Here is a 1,536-nt window from a genome sequence, read left to right as displayed (position 1 = left end):
TCCCTGTGTGTCAGGCTGTTGTGTGACAGGTTCCCTGTTGCTGGAGCCGGTGCTCAGAGCGGGGAAAGGTCCATCATGGATTTCGTTATGCCTGTTCGTGTTTCGAACCGGAAGCACTTCACTACCGACCAGAAGCACGCGATTCTGGACGAGTACGACAAATGCCTCGAGTGGGGCGCTAAAGCTGCATTCATCAGGGCGGCGGGCATCACCGAGGGCACCATGAACCATTGGTGCCGCCAGCGGGAGTCCGGGGAGCTGAGGTCCAGATCCGACAACCTAGAGGAGGACCAGCGATTGAACGCGGGCGATAAGCAGTTGCTCAAGCGGGTCTTGAAGGAAAACGAAATCCTCAAAGCCAAGCTTGCGCGGTCCGAGGCTGCCGTGGACATTCTGGGAAAAGCTTCCGCGCTCTTGGACGCGATGGCCAAGAGCGCGGCGGCGACGGATCCAAAAGTGGAGGAGCCGGAGCCGGGCCGGCCGGAGTGGCTGACGCCCAAACCTGGAAAGACATCGCCCTGACCTTTGCCGGGAAACTGATCACAGCCGGCTGGTCCGCGGTGAAGGCCTGTGCCCTGGTGGGCGTTCACCGCACGGCCTGGTACCGGCGGCTGAACCCGGCCACGCCGCCGGGAATCCTGGTGCCCCATCCCGACCGGGCCTACCCGAACCGGATCACCGGCGCCGAAGCCGACGCCTTCATGGAGCTGCTGAACTCCAGGGAATACGCCAACCTCTCCGTCACCCAGGCATACTACCGGATGCTCGACGCGGGGCACTGTTTCTTCTCCATCGCAGCCGCCCACCGCATCGTGGCCCGGAACGGGCAGAACGGCGACCGCCGCGAACAGCGCACGGGAACCGGCCCCAAACGAGCCAAACCCATCATCCACGCAACCGCCCCGAACCAGCTCTGGAGCTGGGACATCACCATGCTCCACGGCCCGGGCAAACACACCTACCGGCTCTACGCGATCCTGGACGTGTTCTCCCGCAGAGTCGTCGGGCACCGCGTCGAACACACCGAAACGGCCGCCCTCGCCGCCGCACTGATCAAGGGCGCGGTCACCAAGAACCGGCGGCGCCCTGCCGTGCTCCACGCCGACAACGGCGCACCCATGCGGGCCGGCAGCACCCTCCAGCTTGCCCAGTCCCTGGGCATCACACTGTCCTACTCCCGCCCGCGGGTCTCCGACGACAACCCCTACTCAGAATCCCTGTTCAAGACGGTGAAATACGACCTGGACTTTCCCCGCCGATTCCAGGACCTCCAGCACGCCCGCGAGTACATGGCGGCATTCTTCGCTGACTACAACGCCAACCACCGCCACAGCGGCCTGAACTACTACACGCCCGACACCGTCCACGAAGGACGAGTGGACCAGGCGCGCCGACGCCGCCAAGCAACCCTCAACGCCTGCCACGCCCGGCATCCTCACCGCTACCGAAACAAACCCACCGCACCAGCCGCCCCGGCCCACGCCGGCATCAACTACAAAACCAACCAGCTGTCACAAACAGCTTGATTCATTCCGA

At 64.2% G+C, this 1,536-nt stretch carries 2 protein-coding genes; both read left to right on the top strand.

Annotated features, from left to right (window positions below; all coding sequences use genetic code 11):
• Positions 1 to 87 precede the first annotated feature (87 nt).
• Positions 88 to 522 (top strand): hypothetical protein, encoded by a 435-nt coding sequence (locus J2S97_RS23915; RefSeq protein ID WP_307052416.1) that lies wholly within the window; start codon positions 88 to 90, stop codon positions 520 to 522.
• Positions 486 to 1,526, top strand: coding sequence for an IS3 family transposase (locus J2S97_RS23910; RefSeq protein WP_307052415.1), 1,041 nt, complete (start codon positions 486 to 488; stop codon positions 1,524 to 1,526). Before J2S97_RS23915 ends, J2S97_RS23910 begins: the two co-directional genes overlap by 37 nt.
• Positions 1,527 to 1,536: the final 10 nt, after the last annotated feature.

This window comes from Arthrobacter oryzae, assembly GCF_030812315.1.
Taxonomy (GTDB): Bacteria; Actinomycetota; Actinomycetes; order Actinomycetales; family Micrococcaceae; genus Arthrobacter; species Arthrobacter oryzae_B.
The sequence above is the reverse complement of the archived record's forward strand: the minus strand, read 5'-3'. Positions and strand labels throughout refer to the sequence as shown.